This is a genomic window from Mycobacterium gordonae (genome assembly GCF_017086405.1).
In the GTDB taxonomy this organism is placed as follows: domain Bacteria; phylum Actinomycetota; class Actinomycetes; order Mycobacteriales; family Mycobacteriaceae; genus Mycobacterium; species Mycobacterium gordonae_D.
In genome coordinates, this window is sequence record NZ_CP070973.1 from 1,272,974 (window position 1) to 1,290,780 (window position 17,807).

Sequence of the window (17,807 nt, forward strand, 5' to 3'; positions counted from 1 at the left end):
TCGACCGTGCTATGAACTCCACGTGAGCACACACGGAATCGTGATCGTCGGCGGCGGGCTGGCCGCCGCCCGGACGGCCGAGCAGCTGCGCCGCGCGGAGTACGCCGGCCCCATCACCATCGTCAGCGACGAGGTGCATCTGCCCTACGATCGGCCGCCGCTGTCCAAAGAGGTGCTGCGCAGCGAGGTCGACGACACGGCCCTCAAGCCGCGGGAGTGGTACGACGAGAAGGACGTCACCCTGCGTCTAGGCCAGGCGGCCACCGGCGTCGACACCGCGGCGCAGACCGTGACGCTGGCCGACGGAACCTCGCTGGGCTATGACGAACTCGTCGTCGCGACCGGTCTGGTGCCGCGCCGGATCCCGAGCCTGCCCGATCTGAACGGCATTCGGGTGCTGCGGTCGTTCGACGAGTGCATGGCGTTGCGCACCCACGCGTCCGCCGCCAAGAAGGCGGTGGTGATCGGCGCGGGTTTCATCGGTTGTGAGGTGGCGGCCAGCCTTCGCGGCCTGGGTGTGGAGGTGGTTCTGGTGGAGCCGCAGCCGACGCCGTTGGCGTCGGTGCTCGGTGAGCAGATCGGCGCGCTGGTCACCCGGCTACACCGCGACGAGGGCGTCGATGTGCGCACCGGCATCGGGGTGGCCGAGGTCCGGGGAGAGGGTCACGTCGACGCCGTGGTGCTCAGCGACGGTGCGGAGGTCCCCGCCGATCTCGTCGTGGTCGGCATCGGCTCGCACCCGGCCACCGACTGGCTCGAGGGCAGCGGTATCGAGGTCGACAACGGGGTCGTCTGCGACGAGGCCGGCCGCACCAGCGCCCCGCACGTCTGGGCCCTGGGCGATGTCGCATCCTGGCGTGATGCCACGGGACACCAGGTGCGGGTAGAACATTGGAGCAACGTTGCCGACCAGACGCGGGTGGTGGTTCCCGCGATGCTGGGTCGCGAGGTGCCGTCGACCGTCGTCGTCCCGTACTTCTGGAGCGACCAGTACGACGTCAAGATTCAGTGTCTGGGCGAACCCGAAGCCACCGACACCGTGCACATCGTCGAGGACGACGGGCGCAAGTTCCTGGCGTACTACGAGCGCGACGGCGCGCTGGTCGGCGTGGTCGGTGGTGGACTGCCCGGCAAGGTGATGAAGGTGCGCGCCAAAGTCGCTGCCGCGGTGCCGATTTCGGAGATGCTGGACGCCGACGGTTAGAACTGCCCCAGATAGAACCGCGAGCCCTGGTCGTCGGTGCATTCCGCGGACAGGCCATAGGGCTGGCGTGACGGCTCGTCTAACACGGTGCCGCCCGCCTCGCGCACCCGGGCCACCGCGGCGTCGATGTCCTCGACGGTCCACATCGGCACGGTGGCGCGACGCGGGCTCCCGCCCGCCGCACCCGACATCGGGTGAGCGTCGCGCACTTGCCACCCGTCGGTCACGCGGCCGGGCTCGAAAGCCCAGCCCAGCACCCGCCCATAGAAGTCCCGGAAGCCCGACGATTCCGGCACGTTGTAGGTCAGGTAGGACAACTCGCCCGGGCCAGATCCGTTGAGTTGTGGTCGTTTCCAGCCGAGGGCCGGTTCGAACACCGCGAACGGCGCGCCCTGTGCGTCGGTGGCGTCCAGGGTGACGCCGTGTTCGGTGCGACGGGTTTCGCCCACGGATCCGCCGGCCGCGAGGATCGCGGCGCGCGCGACCGCCACGTCGCTGACGGCGTAGCCGCAGAACAGGCTCGGCTCGGCGGCCGTGCCGATGTCGGTGGGCAGTTCGGTGCTGATCACCCGATGCGAGGCCGTGTCGACGGTCCAGCCCAGCACGTGTCGGTAGAACGCGGCGGCACGCTCGGCGTCGGGCACCCGCATACAGATGTAGCCGAGGTCGCCTTGCCGGATAGCGGCGGCCGGGTCGGCGACCGGACCGGTGAGCATCCAGCGGTGACCGAACGGGTCCACGACGGTCGCGTTGCGCGAGCCGTGGCCCTCGTAGGGTTCACGCTGCACCGTCGCGCCGTGTTCACGGGCCCGTCGCAGGACGGCATCGGTGTCGGCGACGTGCAGCATCAGGCTGACCGACACCGCTCCCGGCTCGGGACCCCGCAGTCCCAACTCGGGGTACTCGTCGGCCAGATACAGCACGCCGTCGCCGATCTCGAGCTCGGCGTGCCCGATTCGGCCATCGTCCATCACGATCGGCTCACCCACCACCGCGGCGCCGAATGCCGCCGCGTACCAGTCGATCGCGGCGCGCGCGTCCCGCACGGTCAAATACGGGAGTGCAGCGGGACGGGGAGCCGCCGCAGTCGCCGCGGACAGATCGGCAATAGTTGCTCTCGAAACGGCGGTGGTGCCACTCATGACAACTCCTTCGGGTAGTGACAGTGCGGACTCCAGCCGCCGACGCAACCGCGCGGCGAAGCCCGGATCGGGTTGTACCGGAGGGTCCTCGGTGTGCAGCACGTAGAGCGGATCGCGCTCACTCATGACGTGCCCCTTCCGGATACTCTTTGCGGAACGCCCTTTTGGCGCGCACCAGCAGCGCCTCGGTGGCGTGCACGGTCCGCCCGAGCAGTGCGGCGCATTCACCGACACTGCAGTCGTCCATGTATCTGAGGACGAGCACCGCGCGGTGTGGGTCGCTCAGCCTGGTTAGCACGCTCTCGGCGACCATCCGGTCTAACTCGGCGTCCCAGTCGTCAGCTGGACCTACCGGTTCGGGCGGCTCGGCCATCGGCACGGTGTCCCGCCGGCGCCGGTAATGGTCGGCCAGCTTGTGTCGCGCCACTCCCATCAGCCACGGCATGGCAATCGGTGGGGTATCGATTCTGCGTGCCGCGTCCATCCCGGCGAGGAAGGTCTCCGAGGTCAAGTCCTCCGCCGTCCCCCGATCGCCGCAACGGCGCACGAAGTAGCCGTATACCACCGGCAGCGCGTCGTCGTACAGCGCCAGCAGCGCGCCGACGGCGTCGCGACGGTGCGGTTGGGCGCTCACATCTTGAATGTCGTCGCGGCGGCCCGAATTCCGACGGGGTCAGCTGAAATTTCTTTCCGGCGGATCACTGCCAGCACACCGGTGCGCCGTGGGCATGGGATTCCGCCAGCATCCGCTCCTCGCCGCCGGGCCACCTCGTGGCCCGCACCAAGAAGGTCAGTCTGCCGTCGGGTCCCTCTCGCGCCGGCTCGAGCGTCAGATGCGCCAACGGTTTACGCCCATCCGCCTGAACCGCCAGCCCGTCGATACCGGCGCGCACCGCCGCGCGCTCCTCGGCGGACAGGTACTGCCAGGTGATCGAATGCCACAGCACGGTCAGCGTCCCTTCGGCCAGGTCGAGGCCGGCGACCGCTTCCGCCGCGGTCCTGCGCTCGAGGCGCGCCGGCACTTCGTGGGCCACCGCGATGGCGCCCCGCACCCGATGCAACCGGGCGTGCTGGTCGGGCCACACGTAGCTGAGCACGGTCAGCTCGCCGTCGGGTTCGGTGACATCGATCGGCGCGATGTCGTATCCGCGGCGTTCGATGATCTGCAGCGGGCCGCCCGGGGGGAGCTCGCCATGCCATGCGTCGTCGATCACCACCGGCGAATCCGCCGGGCCCCACTGGTTACCGGCGTACCGGTAGTGGTACCGATCGGCGCGCAGGTTCAGGCCAGCGCTGGTACCGATCTCGAAAAGCCTTATCGGCATTCGTAATTCGCTGTTGAGATGCAGCAGGCCACCGATCAGCGCGGCCGACCGGCCCACCTCGTTGGTCTGCGGCGGACAGCGCAGCGCCGCCCGCAGCACGTCGGGCCGTATGCCGGCGACCCGCAGGATCTCGGGCCACGCGGCCCGGGCGTCCCAGTTGCCGCCGGTGCTGGGGTACCACCCGCGCAACTGCGCGGCCCGGCCGTCGAGCACCATCCGGTGCAGGCCACCAAGCAACCGCAGCGGCACCGCCTGACCCGACGACGCCTGCTCCTGCCCGTCGAGGATCCCGGCGAATACGCCGCCCGATTCCACGTCGGCCGCCACCAGCTCGAAGAGTTCGCCGTACATCGCCGACCCGGATCGCGCACAGAACCGACCCTGCGAGCGCAGGGTGTGCAGCAGATGGTCCACCTGGCTCAAATGTCGCTCACTCCAGTGAGTCCAGGGCGGTCCCGACGACGTCGAACGCGTTACCGAGCGCCTCGGGCAGCGAGACCGATTCGTCACGAAGCCAGTGCTCGTAGGCGCTCAGTGCGACTCCGAGCATCGTCCAGGCGACGGTCTGCGGCATCAGGTCGGTCGTCTTGCAGCCCGACCTGCGGGCGACGAAGCCTGCCATCACCTCCCGCCAGCCCGCGTACATCGTCATCGAGTAAGCCTGCAGCTCGGCCGTTTCCAGGATCACTCGCATGCGCTGTCGATGCCGCACCGACTCGCATTCGTCGAAGGTGTTGAACGCCAGCAGCGCCCCGCGCAGCGCATCGCGCAGCGGCACCCGGGGATCGACGCGATCCAGCAGTTCCTGCAACTGTTCGAGGTGGGCGTCGAAGTCGCCCCACGGAATCGCGTTCTTCGAGGCGTAGTAGCGGAACAGCGTGCGGCGCGCGATCCCGGCGGCGTGGGCGACATCGTCCACGCTGACTTCGGCGAACCCCCGCGCGGCAAACAGGTCGATCGCGACGTCGGTGATGTGCAGCGGCGTCGTGGAGCGGCGCCTGCCCACCCGCGACTCCGGCAGCATCCGACCCGCCCCCTTCCGTTTCGGCACTCGATGCCATATTCTGGCGCACGGTCGTGAGATTGTGACCCGCACCACCCATCATTGTCGAATCCCTTCGAAGAAAGGCAATCGCCGTGGACAACGAGAACCAGACCGAGACCGAACTCGTCACCGAGACGCTGGTCGAAGAGGTTTCCATCGACGGCATGTGCGGGGTCTACTGACGGTGGCTGCGCCCGTGCCGGCCAACGGGAGCGCGCAGTTGGACCCGGACAGCGGCTGGCGTCTGCATCCGCAGGTGGCGATCCGACCGGAACCGTTTGGCGCGCTGCTGTATCACTTCGGCACCCGCAAACTGTCGTTCCTGAAGAACCGCACCATCCTGACCGTGGTGCAGTCACTGGCCGATCACCCCGACGTGCGGTCCGCATGCCGGGCCGCCGGTGTCGACGACCCCGACCAGGGCCCGTACCTACACGCGCTGGATGTGCTGGCCCGCTCCACCATGCTGGTCCCCAGGGAGGCCCGATGAGCACCGCAGCCAGAGTCCCCGCACTGATCGAGCAGTTCGAGCACGGGCTCGACGCGCCGATCTGCCTGACCTGGGAGCTGACCTACGCCTGCAATCTGGCGTGTGTGCACTGCCTGTCCTCGTCGGGCAAACGCGACCCGGGTGAGCTCTCCACCCGGCAGTGCAAGGACATCATCGACGAACTCGAACGTATGCAGGTGTTCTACGTGAACATCGGCGGTGGCGAACCCACCGTGCGGCCGGACTTCTGGGAGTTGGTCGACTATGCGACCGAACACCACGTCGGGGTGAAATTCTCCACCAACGGCGTGCGCATCACGCCCGAGGTGGCGGCACGATTGGCCGCCAGCGACTACGTGGACGTCCAGATATCCCTGGACGGCGCCACCGCCGAGGTCAACGACGCCGTTCGTGGGCCCGGGTCGTTCGCCATGGCGGTGCGGGCACTGGAGAACCTGGCTGCGGCGGGATTCAAGGACGCGAAGATCTCCGTCGTGGTGACCCGGCACAATGTGGATCAGCTCGACGAATTCGCCGCGCTGGCAAGCCGTTACGGCGCCACGCTGCGCATCACCCGGTTGCGTCCGTCGGGGCGCGGCGCCGACGTCTGGGACGAGTTGCACCCCACGCCGGACCAGCAGGTGCAGCTGTACGAATGGCTGGTGGCCAAGGGAGAACGGGTGTTGACCGGCGATTCCTTCTTCCACCTGGCGCCGCTGGGGGCGGCCGGCGCGCTCGCCGGTCTGAACATGTGCGGAGCGGGCCGGGTGGTGTGCCTGATCGACCCGGTGGGCGACGTGTACGCCTGCCCGTTCGCCATCCATGACCGCTTCCTGGCCGGAAACGTGCTGATGGACAGCGGTTTCGGCCTCGGCTTTGCCAATGTCTGGAAGAACGCCCCGCTGTTTCGCGAATTGCGCGAGCCGCAGTCCGCGGGAGCCTGCGGCAGCTGCGGGCACTACGACAGCTGCCGCGGCGGCTGTATGGCGGCGAAGTTCTTCACCGGCCTGCCGATGGACGGCCCCGATCCCGAGTGCGTACAGGGCCACGGTGCGCCGGCCCTGGCGTCCGAGCGTCGAACTCCGCGGCCCCGCGTCGACCACTCGCGCGGCAAGCCGATCAACGCGCCGGTGCCGTTGACCCTGTCGATGAGGCCGCCGTCGCGGCTATGCAACGAAAGCCCCGTATAGCAATGGCAGACCAATGGTTTGAAACTGTCGCGATTGCCCAACAGCGTGCCAAGCGGCGGCTGCCGAAATCGGTCTATTCGTCGCTTATTTCGGCCAGCGAAAAAGGCGTGACGGTGGCCGACAATGTCGCGGCATTCAGTGAACTCGGATTCGCCCCGCACGTCATCGGCGCCAGCGCGAAACGCGACCTGTCTACCACTGTTATGGGGCAGGATATTTCGTTGCCGGTGCTCATTTCGCCGACGGGTGTGCAAGCGGTCGATCCCGATGGCGAAGTCGCTGTGGCGCGCGCCGCGGCGGCCCGGGGCACGGCGATGGGACTGTCCTCGTTCGCCAGCAAGCCGATCGAAGAGGTCATCGCCGCCAATCCCAAGGTGTTCTTTCAGATCTATTGGCTCGGCGGGCGGGACGCAATCGCCGAGCGTGCCGAGCGGGCGCGGGCGGCGGGTGCGGCCGGGTTGATCGTGACCACCGACTGGACGTTCTCGCACGGCCGTGACTGGGGGAGTCCGAAGATTCCCGAAGAAATGAATCTGAAGACCATTCTCAAGCTGTCACCGGAGGCGATCACCAAGCCGCGCTGGCTGTGGAAATTCGGTAGGACGATGCGGCCGCCGGACCTGCGCGTACCGAATCAGGGCCGCCGCGGCGAGCCCGGCCCGCCGTTCTTCGCAGCGTACGGCGAATGGATGGGGACGCCCCCGCCCACCTGGGAGGACATCGCCTGGCTGCGGGAGCTGTGGGGCGGACCGTTCATGCTCAAAGGCGTGATGCGGGTCGACGACGCGAAAAGGGCGGTGGACGCCGGTGTTTCGGCGATCTCGGTGTCCAACCACGGCGGCAACAACCTGGACGGCACGCCCGCGTCGATCCGTGCGCTGCCGGCGGTGGCGAAGGCGGTCGGCGACCAGGTCGAGGTGCTGCTCGACGGTGGCATCCGGCGGGGGAGTGACGTCGTTAAGGCAGTGGCGCTGGGAGCGCGTGCGGTGATGATCGGGCGGGCCTACCTGTGGGGACTCGCGGCGGCGGGCCAACCCGGCGTAGAGAACGTGCTCGACATTCTGCGCGGGGGAATCGACTCGGCACTGATGGGTCTCGGGCATTCGTCCATCCACGACCTCACGGCGGACGACATTTTGATCCCGTCTGGATTCACTCGGGAGCTGGGCACCCGCTGAGCCCGGGACCGATGGCCGAATCAGGCAGTCACTGGTCGTTTTACGAAACCGTGAATTCGGTGCGCTGCGCCTTACCACACAGCGTGCGGATCCGGAATGGTCAATTGCCCGAACGTGAGACGGGCGTGGCAGTCGAGGCAAACGAGGAGTGATTCCGCTCGTCGAACAACTGCGCGGAAAAAAAATTCGATAGATAGGGCAACAATCGGTGCACGCCAGGTGAATTCGTCTTACCATCGGCGGGTGCCTTTACGCGGCGAACTGGGGGATTCGACGTCGAGCCAACTCTCAATTTCCGCATCGCCGTCAATACTGATTCCCCTGGGGGCTACCGAACAGCATGGTCCGCACCTGCCTTTGGATACCGACACCCGGATCGCCACAGCCGTCGCCCGTGGCGTCGGTGAGCGGCTCGGCTGGCTCGTGGCGCCCGCGATCGCCTATGGCGCCAGTGGCGAGCACCAGAGTTTTGACGGGACGATTTCCATCGGTACCGACGCGTTGACCACGCTCTTGGTGGAGTACGGACGGTCCGCCGGCTGTTGGGCGCAGCGGCTGGTTTTCGTCAACGGCCACGGCGGCAATGTCAGCGCGTTGAACACCGCGATCGGGCGGCTGCGTGCCGAGGGGCGCGACGCCGGTTGGTGCCCGTGCTTCAGCGCCGGTGGCGATGCGCATGCCGGCCACACCGAAACATCCGTGCTGCTGCATATCTCGCCCGGCGCCGTGCGTACCGACCAGATGCTTGCCGGCAACGCGGCGCCGCTGCGCGAATTGCTGCCGTCCATGCAGCGGGGCGGGGTGGCGGCAGTCAGTCGCACCGGCGTGCTGGGAGATCCGACCACGGCCACCGCGGCCGAGGGGGGACGGATCCTGCGTGAGATGGTCGACGACTGTGCGCGACGCATTGAGCGGTGGATACCGGGAGCCGACGGGATGTTGACGTGACGGCGCCGCCGACCCGGCTGCCCGACGGGTTTGCCGTGCAGGTCGACCGTCGGGTGCGGGTGCTTGGGGACGGCAGGGCCCTGCTCGGCGGCTCGCCGACCCGGCTGCTGCGGTTGGCGCCCGCTGCCCGGAGCATGCTGTGCGACGGACGCCTCAAGGTTCGCGATGAGGTCAGCGCCCAACTCGCGCGCACCCTGCTGGACGCCACGGTGGCGCACCCGCGCCCCGCGACCGGCCCGTCCCATCGGGACGTCACCGTCGTTGTACCGGTGCGGGACAACATGACCGGAGTACGTCGGCTGGTCACTTCACTGCGCGGGCTGCGGGTCATCGTGGTCGACGACGGATCCGCCACCCCGATCGAACTGGAAGATTTCGCCGGAGCGCACTGCGACATCGAAGTGCTGCACCACGCTCGCAACAAGGGGCCGGCGGCAGCGCGCAACACCGGCCTGGCGGCCTGCGCCACCGACTTCGTCGCGTTCCTGGATTCCGATGTGGCGCCACAACGCGGCTGGCTCGAGGCCCTGCTCGGCCACTTCTGCGACCCGACGGTCGCACTGGTGGCGCCCCGCATCGTCGGTCTGGCACAAGACGAGAACGTGATAGCCCGCTACGAAGCGGTCCATTCCTCGCTGGATCTGGGCTTGCGGGAAGCTCCGGTGCTGCCGCACAGCGCGGTGTCCTACGTGCCCAGCGCCGCGATCGTGTGCCGCACCTCGGCGATCCGGGAAGTCGGCGGGTTCGACGAGACGATGCACTCCGGTGAAGACGTCGACCTGTGCTGGCGACTGGTCGAAGCCGGCGTGCGGTTGCGGTACGAACCCATCGCGCTGGTCGCCCACGACCACCGGACCCAGTTGCGGGACTGGATAGCGCGCAAGGCTTTCTACGGCGGTTCGGCGGCTCCGCTGTCGGTACGGCATCCCGACAAGACCGCGCCGGTGGTGATCTCCGGCTGGGCACTGACGGCCTGGATCCTCGCCTCGCTCGGAACCGGCCTCGCCCAACTGGCGTCGATCGTGATCGCCGTGCTCACCGGCCGCCGCATCGCCAAGGCACTGCGCGGCGCGGACTCGTCCGTCGAGACCAGCCTGTGGGACGTGGTCGTGATCGCCACCCGCGGGCTGTGGTCGGCCGCGCTGCAGTTGGCATCGGCAGTCTGCCGGCACTACTGGCCGGTGGCGCTGGTGGCGGCGATGGCGTCGCGGCACTGCCGGCGCGTCGTGCTCATCGCGGCTATCGTCGACGGGGTGGCGGACTGGATGCGGCGCAGGGACGCCGTCGCGCAGGACGCCGAACCGATCGGGCTGCTGACTTTCCTCCTACTCAAGCGCGTCGACGACCTGGCCTACGGGATCGGCCTGTGGTACGGCGTGGTACGCGAACGCAACATCGGCGCACTCAAGCCGCAGATTCGGACGTAACGGCCGCCTTGTCTGCAGCCGTCCGGCACAGCGATGTGCTGATCGTCGGTGCCGGAAGCGCCGGTTCGGTTGTTGCCGAACGCCTTTCTGCCGATCCGAGTCGCACCGTCACGGTGCTGGAGGCGGGTCCCGGACTCACCGACGCCCAGCTCCTGGCTCGAACTCGCAACGGGCTGCAGCTACCGATCGGCGCCGGCAGCCCGTTGGCCGAGCGCTACCTGGCCACGCTCACCGATCACCCGGCCCGGCAGGTGCCGCTGGTGCGCGGGACCACGGTCGGCGGATCCGGCGCGGTCAACGGCGGCTACTTCTGCCGCGGGCTGCCCGGCGACTTCGACCGCTTGGCGATACCCGGCTGGGCATGGGCGGACGTGCTCGGCCACTTCCGGGCCATCGAGACCGATCTGGACTTCGCCACCCCCGCGCACGGCGATGCCGGTCCTATCCCGGTGCGTCGCACTCGCGATCTGACCGGCGTCACGGAGACGTTTGTGGCGGCCTGCAGAGGGGCGGGGTTCGGCTGGATCGCCGATCTCAACGATGTCGGACCCGAGCTGCCCGCGGGGGTGGGCGCGGTGCCGCTCAATATCGTCGACGGCGTCCGTACCGGCTCCGGGGCCGCCTTTCTGCTACCTGCGCTGCGCCGCCCCAACTTGCGGCTGCTGGCCCAAACCCGGGCGGTGCGGCTGCGCCTGCGGGGCGTCACCGCGGTGGGCGTGCTTGCGGTGGGGCCCGATGGTCCGGTAGAGCTGACAGCCAGCCGAATTGTTCTGTGCTCCGGGACAATTCGTTCGGCACAACTGCTGATGCTCTCTGGCATAGGGGAGTCGACTATGCTGCGCGCTGCTGGTGTGAAAGTTGTTGCGGCGCTACCGGTTGGTTTGCGATGCAGCGATCACCCGGAATGGGTGATGCCAGCCGGCTGGACGGTGGCAGCGGACCGGCCGGTGCTGGAGGTCGTGCTCAGCACTCCCGACGGCATCGAAATTCGGCCCTATACCGGTGGCTTCGTGGCCATGACCGGCGACGGCACTGCCGGACAACGTGATTGGCCGCACCTCGGGGTGGCGCTAATGCGGCCAGGATCCCGGGGACGGATTTCCCTGGTGTCAGCGGATCCCGACGTCCCGCCCCGGATCGACCATCACTACGACAGCGAGCCAGCCGACGTGGCGGCCCTGCGTGCCGGCGTTGAGCTGGCCCGTCAATTCTGTAGTAGCTCAACGGGTCCAGCGACCTGGTCGACATCGCAACATCTGTGTGGCAGTGCCCCTATGGGCGTCGACGGTGACCCGAATGCCGTGGTGGACAACAAATGCCGTGTCCTGGGTGTCGAAAACTTATGGGTGATAGACGGATCTGTGCTGCCGGTGGTGCCCAGCCGAGGGCCGCACGCCACGATCGTGATGGTGGGACACCGGGCGGCCGAATTCGTCAGGTGAACCGGCTGGTGGATCAGCTCGACGCGGGCGCCGCTTCGCCGGCGGCCTGGATGCGCGCTGCCGGAGCGCCGGCGACCGAGGCGGCCGGCACCGCCCGCGCCGCCAGCGGTGCGGGCAACGCCGACACCGACGTCTCCTCGATTTCGACGGGCGCCGCGGAGCCCGCCGGTAGCGACGAGACCGGTGGACGAGTCACCGAGCCCACCGGCCGCACCGATCCGGCGGCGATCGCCGACCCTACCGATCCGACCGGCGTCGCCGCCGGGGCCAATGCCGAGCCTGCCGGTCCGGCCGCCGCCGCGGTCACAGCCATCGTCTGCGCCACCGCGGCTGCCGCCGGTGCCGCGTGTGCGCCCTCGTTGAGTACCGCGGGGCCCAGCGTCTGCTGCGGCATGTTCACGACGCCGGTCTGGACGCTGGAGACGTTCGCGGCCTCGGTGACGGCGTAGGACTGCGAGCCCAGGTTCATCAATTGCACGAACTGGTCGTGGAAGGCGGCTGCCTGGGCGCTGAGCGCCTGGAATGCCTCGGCATGGGCGCCGAACAGCGCCGCCAGCTCCGTCGACACCGCGTCAGCACCGGCCGGCAGGAATGCGCCGGTCGTCGGGATGACGGCTGCGGCGTAGCCATCGCTGACCGCCGAACCGATGTTCGCCAAGTCCGTTGCCGCGGCCGCCACATATTCCGGCGCAGCGATCAAGTACGACATGCGGCCCCCCAGCCAAACATGGATCGTGTCCGACGCCCGTTACGAACCTTCTCCCCTTCTCGAATGGTAGCCGCGCTCGGCGCCGCCCGCGGCCGTTTCGCTCAATGCGATCCGACTCGGGCGTGGTCGCCCGGAGGCGGCGGCCCGGGAACCGATCGGGGGAGCAGCCGGTGGCTGTACTGCCAGGCGGGTATCGCGCCGGCCGCCGCGATTCCCAATGTCGCCCGGGTCGCCCGGCATCGCCATTTTCCCGGCGGAAACGATTTGCTGGCAGCAGCTTTCAGCGGTCTCATCCCGGCCGCGCCGACGCCGGTGACCGGAGGGTCGTTCACCCGAACCACGGAATCGGCCGCGCCGTTGGGCGCGGAATTTGGCGAGGTGGACCGCTCGGCAGGCGCCTGTGCCCGACGGTCACAGACCGGTCCGGTCCTTGATCCGCTGACGGACCGCAGTTTTGCCCTCGGCGAGTGTGGCCAGGCCCAGGCGGGTCGCGCTCCACCGGAACTCGTTTTCGGCGATCCAGCGCACGTAGGCCAGTTCCGAGTGCTCCAACAGCTGGATGGCTTCCAGCAACGCCTCCCGCACCGGACGCGCCGGCAGGATCAGGCCCCGGCGCTCCGGAAAGCCGCGGAACATCCACTCGCTGAACTCGGACAACGCCAGGACCGGAACGCGCCGGGGGATCTCAGGGTCGAAGGCCGCCATGAGTTCGGCGGCCAGCTCGGCCGGCGGCGCGCCGTTGATCCAGTCGATCATCGGTTGTGCGGCGTCAGCTTCCGGATTGGGCCCTGTCACGGCAAGGCAGCGTACGCGCACTGCCGCCTGTCGGCGGGTGGGCTGCGAAAAGCCCTGGTAGGGCCGCTGCTGGCCAGGGTCTCGGCTCGCCGGCCAAAGGTCAGGGGCGGCCCGCCGGTGGTCAGGACCCGGGATTTGGCCGAACCGGTGATCTGGGGCATACTGTTCAGGTTGCCTTGCGCCAGGTTCGCCCCTGGCCGGGCATACGACCAGCGCCCACCATGGGCGCGTCCGGTCCCCACCTTGGAGCGACTATTTCGGCCGCCTACGAGGCTGCGTGCGGGTGACACACCCGAGCGCGGGGAGCGGTTGAACCACGACAGGTAAACAGCGGCGCAGTATCCGGCGCAACGCTAGATCGGCCCTCCACGGGGCGGCCGATCCGCGCGCCGGGGGGCACCGGGTCCTTTTACGGGCTCACAGTGTGGGAGAAGAGGTAGGAGAAGCGTGGCGGGACAAAAGATCCGCATCAGGCTCAAGGCCTACGACCATGAGGCTATTGACGCCTCGGCGCGCAAGATCGTCGAGACCGTCGTCCGTACCGGAGCCAGCGTCGTGGGACCGGTGCCGCTGCCGACGGAAAAGAACGTGTACTGCGTCATCCGCTCTCCGCATAAGTACAAGGACTCGCGGGAGCACTTCGAGATGCGGACACACAAGCGGCTGATCGACATCCTTGACCCGACGCCGAAGACCGTTGACGCGTTGATGCGCATCGATCTTCCGGCCAGCGTCGACGTCAACATCCAGTAGGAGCTTGGGCAGCAATGGCAAGAAAAGGCATTCTGGGTACCAAGCTGGGCATGACGCAGGTATTCGACGAGAACAACAAAGTCGTGCCGGTGACTGTCGTCAAGGCCGGGCCGAACGTGGTTACCCGCGTTCGGACCCCGGAGCGTGACGGATACAGCGCCGTGCAATTGGCTTACGGCGAAATCAGCCCACGCAAGGTCAACAAGCCGGTCACCGGTCAGTACGCGGCCGCGGGGGTTAACCCGCGTCGGCACCTGGCCGAGTTACGGCTGGACGACGCGGAAGCGGCGGCCGAGTACGAGGTCGGCCAGGAGCTGACGGCGGAGATCTTCGCCGACGGCGCCTACGTCGACGTCACCGGCACCTCCAAGGGCAAGGGCTTCGCCGGAACGATGAAGCGGCACGGCTTCCGTGGACAGGGCGCCAGCCACGGCGCCCAAGCGGTGCACCGCCGCCCGGGTTCGATCGGCGGATGTTCCACTCCGGCAAGGGTCTTCAAGGGCACCCGGATGGCCGGGCGGATGGGCAACGACCGGGTGACCGTGCAGAACCTGGTGGTGCACAAGGTGGACGCCGCCAACGGCGTGCTGTTGATCAAGGGTGCGGTCCCCGGCCGCACCGGTGGACTCGTCGTGGTCCGCAGTGCGATCAAACGAGGTGAGAAGTAATGGCTCTCAAGATTGACGTAAAGACGCCTGCGGGCAAGGTAGACGGCTCCGTCGAGCTGCCTGCCGAGCTGTTCGACGCACCGGCCAACATCGCGCTGATGCACCAGGTGGTCACCGCGCAACGTGCCGCGGCACGTCAGGGTACGCACTCGACGAAGACCCGCGGTGACGTCAGCGGTGGTGGCCGCAAGCCGTACCGGCAGAAGGGAACCGGTCGCGCCCGGCAGGGTTCGACCCGGGCCCCGCAGTTCACCGGTGGTGGCGTGGTGCACGGCCCCCAGCCCCGCGACTACAGCCAGCGCACGCCCAAGAAGATGATCGCCGCCGCGCTGCGCGGGGCGCTGTCCGACCGGGCCCGCAACGGGCGCATCCACGCGGTCACCGAAATCGTGGCCGGCCAAACCCCTTCCACGAAAAGCGCCAAGGCTTTTCTGGCCACGCTGACCGAACGCAAGCAGATCCTGGTGGTCGTCGGCCGCAGCGACGAGGCCGGGGTGAAGAGTGTGCGCAACCTGCCGGGTGTGCACATCCTGCCGCCGGACCAGCTCAACACCTACGACGTGCTGCACGCCGACGACGTGGTGTTCAGCGTCGAGGCATTGAATACCTTCATCTCGGCCAATTCCGCCAACACCGCCAACGCGGCGTCTTCCGAGGAGGTTTCGGCCTGATGGCGACCATCGCTGACCCCCGCGACATCATCTTGGCGCCGGTCATCTCCGAGAAGTCCTACGGACTGCTCGACGACAACGTGTACACCTTTGTGGTGCACCCCGACTCGAACAAGACGCAGATCAAGATCGCCATCGAGAAGATCTTCGCCGTCAAGGTTGCGTCGGTGAACACCGCGAATCGGCAGGGCAAGCGCAAGCGCACCCGGGCCGGTTACGGAACGCGCAAGAGCACCAAGCGCGCCATCGTCACCCTGGCACCGGGCAGCAAGCCGATCGACTTGTTCGGAGCGCCGGCCTAGCCCGGCGAGCGCGAGAGAGAGACCTGATCAGACATGGCAATTCGCAAATACAAGCCGACGACCCCGGGTCGTCGCGGCGCCAGCGTGTCGGATTTCTCCGAGATCACCCGATCCACCCCGGAGAAGTCGTTGGTGCGCCCCCTGCACAGCAAGGGCGGGCGTAACGCGCACGGCCGGATCACCACCCGTCACCAGGGCGGCGGCCACAAGCGTGCCTACCGGGTGATCGACTTCCGTCGCAACGATAAGGACGGCGTCAACGCCAAAGTCGCGCACATCGAGTACGACCCGAACCGAACCGCGAGGATCGCGCTGCTGCACTTCCTGGATGGGGAGAAGCGCTACATCATTGCGCCGAACGGACTTTCGCAGGGCGACATCGTCGAATCGGGTGCCAACGCCGACATCAAGCCCGGCAACAACCTGCCGTTGCGCAACATCCCGGCCGGCACCCTGGTGCACGCCGTGGAGTTGCGGCCCGGTGGTGGCGCCAAGCTGGCGCGCTCGGCCGGTTCGAGCATCCAGCTGCTCGGCAAGGAATCCACGTACGCCTCGTTGCGCATGCCCAGCGGTGAGATCCGCCGAGTCGACGTCCGCTGCCGCGCGACGGTCGGTGAGGTGGGCAACGCCGAGCAGGCGAACATCAACTGGGGCAAGGCCGGCCGTATGCGGTGGAAGGGCAAGCGCCCCTCCGTCCGTGGTGTGGTGATGAATCCGGTCGACCACCCGCACGGTGGTGGTGAGGGTAAGACCTCCGGTGGTCGCCACCCCGTCAGCCCGTGGGGCAAGCCCGAGGGCCGTACCCGTAATCCGAACAAAGCCAGCAACAAGCTCATTGTCCGACGCCGGCGCACCGGCAAGAAGCACGGCCGGTAGGAGTAACCAACCATGCCACGCAGCCTGAAGAAGGGCCCGTTCGTCGACGACCATCTGCTCAAGAAGGTCGACGTGCAGAACGAGAAGAACACCAAGCAGGTCATCAAGACCTGGTCGCGCCGGTCGACCATCATTCCCGACTTCATCGGCCACACGTTTGCGGTGCACGACGGCCGCAAGCACGTGCCGGTGTTCGTCACCGAATCGATGGTGGGTCACAAGCTGGGGGAGTTCGCGCCCACCCGCACCTTCAAGGGACACATCAAGGACGACCGGAAGAGTAAGCGGCGATGAGTACTACCACTGAATATCCGTCGGCGACCGCCAAGGCGCGGTTCGTGCGGGTGTCGCCCACGAAAGCGCGCCGGGTCATTGACCTGGTGCGTGGCCGATCGGTGGCCGACGCACTTGACATCCTGCGCTGGGCGCCGCAAGCGGCCAGTGAGCCGGTGGCCAAGGTGATCGCCAGCGCCGCCGCCAACGCGCAGAACAACAACGGGCTGGACCCCAGCACTCTGGTGGTGGCCACCGTGTACGCCGACGAGGGACCGACCGCCAAGCGGATCCGTCCGCGCGCGCAGGGCCGTGCGTTCCGGATCCGGCGGCGCACCAGCCACATCACGGTGATCGTGGAGAGCCGGCCCAGCAAGGACGAGCGCTCCTCGAAGTCGTCGCGCACCCGTCGGGCCGAGGGCAGCAAGGCCGCCGCCAAGGCGCCCGCCAAGAAAGCGGCGACCAAGGCGCCCGCCAAGAAGGCACCCGCGAAGACGTCTGAGGCTTCTGAAGCGAAGGGAGGCTCAGACTAGTGGGCCAGAAGATCAATCCGCACGGCTTCCGGCTGGGTATCACCACCGACTGGAAGTCACGCTGGTACGCAGACAAGCAGTACTCCGAGTACGTCAAGGAGGACGTCGCGATCCGGCGGCTGCTGTCGTCGGGTCTGGAGCGTGCCGGCATCGCCGATGTGGAGATCGAGCGGACCCGCGACCGGGTCCGGGTCGACATCCACACCGCGCGGCCGGGCATCGTCATCGGCCGTCGGGGCACCGAGGCCGACCGCATCCGTGCCGACCTGGAGAAGCTGACCAAGAAGCAGGTCCAGCTCAACATCCTCGAGGTGAAGAATCCGGAGTCCCAGGCACAACTGGTGGCCCAGGGTGTCGCGGAGCAGTTGAGCAACCGGGTGGCGTTCCGTCGGGCGATGCGCAAGGCTATCCAGTCGGCCATGCGTCAGCCCAACGTCAAGGGCATCCGGGTGCAGTGCTCGGGCCGTCTCGGCGGCGCCGAGATGAGCCGCTCGGAGTTCTACCGCGAGGGCCGCGTGCCGCTGCACACCCTGCGGGCGGATATCGACTACGGCCTGTACGAGGCAAAGACCACCTTCGGCCGGATCGGCGTGAAGGTCTGGATTTACAAAGGCGACATCGTCGGCGGCAAGCGCGAACTGGCCGCAGCCGCACCGGCGGGCGCCGACCGCCCCCGTCGCGAGCGGCCGTCGGGCACCCGTCCGCGCCGCAGCGGTGCCTCGGGCACCACTGCGACCGGTACCGACGCGGGCCGGGCCGCCGGTGGCGACGAAGGCGCTGCCGCGGCTCCCGAGGCTGCGGCACCCGCAGTTGAAGCGCAGAGCACGGAGAGCTGA

At 68.1% G+C, this 17,807-nt stretch carries 22 protein-coding genes; 16 read left to right on the forward strand and 6 right to left on the reverse strand.

The annotated features are described in order from the left end of the window. The first annotated feature begins 22 nt into the window (after positions 1–22). On the forward strand, positions 23–1,204 hold the full coding sequence (locus tag JX552_RS05545) for an NAD(P)/FAD-dependent oxidoreductase (protein WP_205876449.1): 1,182 nt from the start codon (positions 23–25) through the stop codon (positions 1,202–1,204). On the opposite strand, the gene JX552_RS05550 is transcribed toward JX552_RS05545, so the two are convergent. From JX552_RS05550 to mftR, 4 genes are all read right to left on the reverse strand, one after another. Further along, positions 1,201–2,472, reverse strand: a complete 1,272-nt coding sequence (locus JX552_RS05550) for a VOC family protein (RefSeq protein WP_205876450.1) — start codon at positions 2,470–2,472, stop codon at positions 1,201–1,203. The two genes, JX552_RS05545 and JX552_RS05550, sit on opposite strands and share 4 nt — an antisense overlap. Beyond that, on the reverse strand, positions 2,465–2,980 hold the full coding sequence (locus JX552_RS05555) for an RNA polymerase sigma factor (protein ID WP_205876451.1): 516 nt from the start codon (positions 2,978–2,980) through the stop codon (positions 2,465–2,467). Before JX552_RS05555 ends, JX552_RS05550 begins: the two co-directional genes overlap by 8 nt. Positions 2,981–3,044: 64 nt before the next feature. After that, a complete protein-coding gene (locus tag JX552_RS05560) occupies positions 3,045–4,094 on the reverse strand; it encodes a DUF2332 domain-containing protein (RefSeq protein WP_205876452.1) in 1,050 nt (349 codons plus the stop codon). 7 nt (positions 4,095–4,101) lie between these two features. Further along, positions 4,102–4,695, reverse strand: coding sequence for a mycofactocin system transcriptional regulator MftR (mftR, locus tag JX552_RS05565; protein WP_205878256.1), 594 nt, complete (start codon positions 4,693–4,695; stop codon positions 4,102–4,104). Positions 4,696–4,808: 113 nt separating this feature from the next. Here mftR and mftA point away from each other — a divergent pair, with 113 nt between their 5' ends. From mftA to mftG, 7 genes are all read left to right on the forward strand, one after another. Beyond that, positions 4,809–4,898 carry a mycofactocin precursor MftA gene (gene mftA, locus JX552_RS05570; RefSeq protein WP_036352637.1) on the forward strand — a complete coding sequence of 30 codons (90 nt, stop codon included), beginning with the start codon at positions 4,809–4,811 and terminating at the stop codon, positions 4,896–4,898. After that, positions 4,883–5,206 carry a mycofactocin biosynthesis chaperone MftB gene (gene mftB, locus JX552_RS05575; RefSeq protein ID WP_205876453.1) on the forward strand — a complete coding sequence of 108 codons (324 nt, stop codon included), beginning with the start codon at positions 4,883–4,885 and terminating at the stop codon, positions 5,204–5,206. The genes mftA and mftB overlap by 16 nt, the downstream gene beginning before the upstream one ends. After that, positions 5,203–6,396, forward strand: a complete 1,194-nt coding sequence (gene mftC / locus JX552_RS05580; protein WP_205876454.1) for a mycofactocin radical SAM maturase — start codon at positions 5,203–5,205, stop codon at positions 6,394–6,396. Before mftB ends, mftC begins: the two co-directional genes overlap by 4 nt. A 2-nt stretch (positions 6,397–6,398) precedes the next feature. Next, positions 6,399–7,574, forward strand: a complete 1,176-nt coding sequence (gene mftD, locus JX552_RS05585; protein WP_205876455.1) for a pre-mycofactocin synthase MftD — start codon at positions 6,399–6,401, stop codon at positions 7,572–7,574. 219 nt (positions 7,575–7,793) lie between these two features. Continuing rightward, positions 7,794–8,522: a mycofactocin biosynthesis peptidyl-dipeptidase MftE gene (mftE, locus tag JX552_RS05590; RefSeq protein WP_205876456.1), complete on the forward strand. Its 729-nt coding sequence runs from the start codon at positions 7,794–7,796 to the stop codon at positions 8,520–8,522. Further along, positions 8,519–9,949: a mycofactocin biosynthesis glycosyltransferase MftF gene (gene mftF, locus JX552_RS05595; RefSeq protein WP_205876457.1), complete on the forward strand. Its 1,431-nt coding sequence runs from the start codon at positions 8,519–8,521 to the stop codon at positions 9,947–9,949. The genes mftE and mftF overlap by 4 nt, the downstream gene beginning before the upstream one ends. An 8-nt stretch (positions 9,950–9,957) precedes the next feature. Continuing rightward, a complete protein-coding gene (gene mftG, locus JX552_RS05600; protein ID WP_205876458.1) occupies positions 9,958–11,391 on the forward strand; it encodes a mycofactocin dehydrogenase MftG in 1,434 nt (477 codons plus the stop codon). Between the two features lie 13 nt (positions 11,392–11,404). Here mftG and JX552_RS33170 read toward each other — a convergent pair whose 3' ends face one another. Next, the gene (locus JX552_RS33170; RefSeq protein ID WP_277396041.1) at positions 11,405–12,100 is read right to left on the reverse strand and encodes a PE family protein; all 696 of its coding nucleotides are present in this window, start codon (positions 12,098–12,100) and stop codon (positions 11,405–11,407) included. A gap of 411 nt (positions 12,101–12,511) precedes the next feature. Beyond that, positions 12,512–12,895, reverse strand: a complete 384-nt coding sequence (locus tag JX552_RS05610) for a hypothetical protein (protein WP_205876459.1) — start codon at positions 12,893–12,895, stop codon at positions 12,512–12,514. A 447-nt stretch (positions 12,896–13,342) separates the two neighbouring features. Here JX552_RS05610 and rpsJ point away from each other — a divergent pair, with 447 nt between their 5' ends. From rpsJ to rpsC, 8 genes are read left to right on the forward strand one after another with little or no spacing between them, the layout of a single operon-like run. Then, positions 13,343–13,648, forward strand: a complete 306-nt coding sequence (gene rpsJ, locus JX552_RS05615; RefSeq protein WP_003873519.1) for a 30S ribosomal protein S10 — start codon at positions 13,343–13,345, stop codon at positions 13,646–13,648. A gap of 14 nt (positions 13,649–13,662) precedes the next feature. Beyond that, positions 13,663–14,316 carry a 50S ribosomal protein L3 gene (gene rplC, locus JX552_RS05620; protein ID WP_205876460.1) on the forward strand — a complete coding sequence of 218 codons (654 nt, stop codon included), beginning with the start codon at positions 13,663–13,665 and terminating at the stop codon, positions 14,314–14,316. After that, positions 14,316–14,987, forward strand: a complete 672-nt coding sequence (rplD, locus tag JX552_RS05625; protein WP_205876461.1) for a 50S ribosomal protein L4 — start codon at positions 14,316–14,318, stop codon at positions 14,985–14,987. The genes rplC and rplD overlap by 1 nt, the downstream gene beginning before the upstream one ends. Beyond that, positions 14,987–15,289, forward strand: coding sequence for a 50S ribosomal protein L23 (gene rplW / locus JX552_RS05630; RefSeq protein ID WP_205876462.1), 303 nt, complete (start codon positions 14,987–14,989; stop codon positions 15,287–15,289). The genes rplD and rplW overlap by 1 nt, the downstream gene beginning before the upstream one ends. A 33-nt stretch (positions 15,290–15,322) precedes the next feature. After that, on the forward strand, positions 15,323–16,165 hold the full coding sequence (gene rplB / locus JX552_RS05635) for a 50S ribosomal protein L2 (protein WP_205876463.1): 843 nt from the start codon (positions 15,323–15,325) through the stop codon (positions 16,163–16,165). Between the two features lie 12 nt (positions 16,166–16,177). Continuing rightward, entirely contained in the window at positions 16,178–16,459 is a 282-nt protein-coding gene (rpsS, locus tag JX552_RS05640) for a 30S ribosomal protein S19 (RefSeq protein ID WP_011739061.1), read from the forward strand. Next, positions 16,456–16,971: a 50S ribosomal protein L22 gene (rplV, locus tag JX552_RS05645; RefSeq protein WP_205876464.1), complete on the forward strand. Its 516-nt coding sequence runs from the start codon at positions 16,456–16,458 to the stop codon at positions 16,969–16,971. Before rpsS ends, rplV begins: the two co-directional genes overlap by 4 nt. Next, positions 16,971–17,807 carry a 30S ribosomal protein S3 gene (gene rpsC / locus JX552_RS05650; protein WP_055576362.1) on the forward strand — a complete coding sequence of 279 codons (837 nt, stop codon included), beginning with the start codon at positions 16,971–16,973 and terminating at the stop codon, positions 17,805–17,807. The genes rplV and rpsC overlap by 1 nt, the downstream gene beginning before the upstream one ends.

What these genes read in the sequence shown, in the direction of transcription:
- JX552_RS05550 (WP_205876450.1), bottom strand. Translation starts at nt 2,472, where the DNA reads ATGAGTGAGCGCGATCCGCTCTACGTGCTGCACACCGAGGACCCTCCG.
- mftR (WP_205878256.1), bottom strand. Translation starts at nt 4,695, where the DNA reads ATGCTGCCGGAGTCGCGGGTGGGCAGGCGCCGCTCCACGACGCCGCTG.
- mftC (WP_205876454.1), top strand. Translation starts at nt 5,203, where the DNA reads ATGAGCACCGCAGCCAGAGTCCCCGCACTGATCGAGCAGTTCGAGCAC.
- mftD (WP_205876455.1), top strand. Translation starts at nt 6,399, where the DNA reads ATGGCAGACCAATGGTTTGAAACTGTCGCGATTGCCCAACAGCGTGCC.
- JX552_RS33170 (WP_277396041.1), bottom strand. Translation starts at nt 12,100, where the DNA reads ATGTCGTACTTGATCGCTGCGCCGGAATATGTGGCGGCCGCGGCAACG.
- rplC (WP_205876460.1), top strand. Translation starts at nt 13,663, where the DNA reads ATGGCAAGAAAAGGCATTCTGGGTACCAAGCTGGGCATGACGCAGGTA.
- rplD (WP_205876461.1), top strand. Translation starts at nt 14,316, where the DNA reads ATGGCTCTCAAGATTGACGTAAAGACGCCTGCGGGCAAGGTAGACGGC.
- rplW (WP_205876462.1), top strand. Translation starts at nt 14,987, where the DNA reads ATGGCGACCATCGCTGACCCCCGCGACATCATCTTGGCGCCGGTCATC.
- rplB (WP_205876463.1), top strand. Translation starts at nt 15,323, where the DNA reads ATGGCAATTCGCAAATACAAGCCGACGACCCCGGGTCGTCGCGGCGCC.
- rpsS (WP_011739061.1), top strand. Translation starts at nt 16,178, where the DNA reads ATGCCACGCAGCCTGAAGAAGGGCCCGTTCGTCGACGACCATCTGCTC.
- rplV (WP_205876464.1), top strand. Translation starts at nt 16,456, where the DNA reads ATGAGTACTACCACTGAATATCCGTCGGCGACCGCCAAGGCGCGGTTC.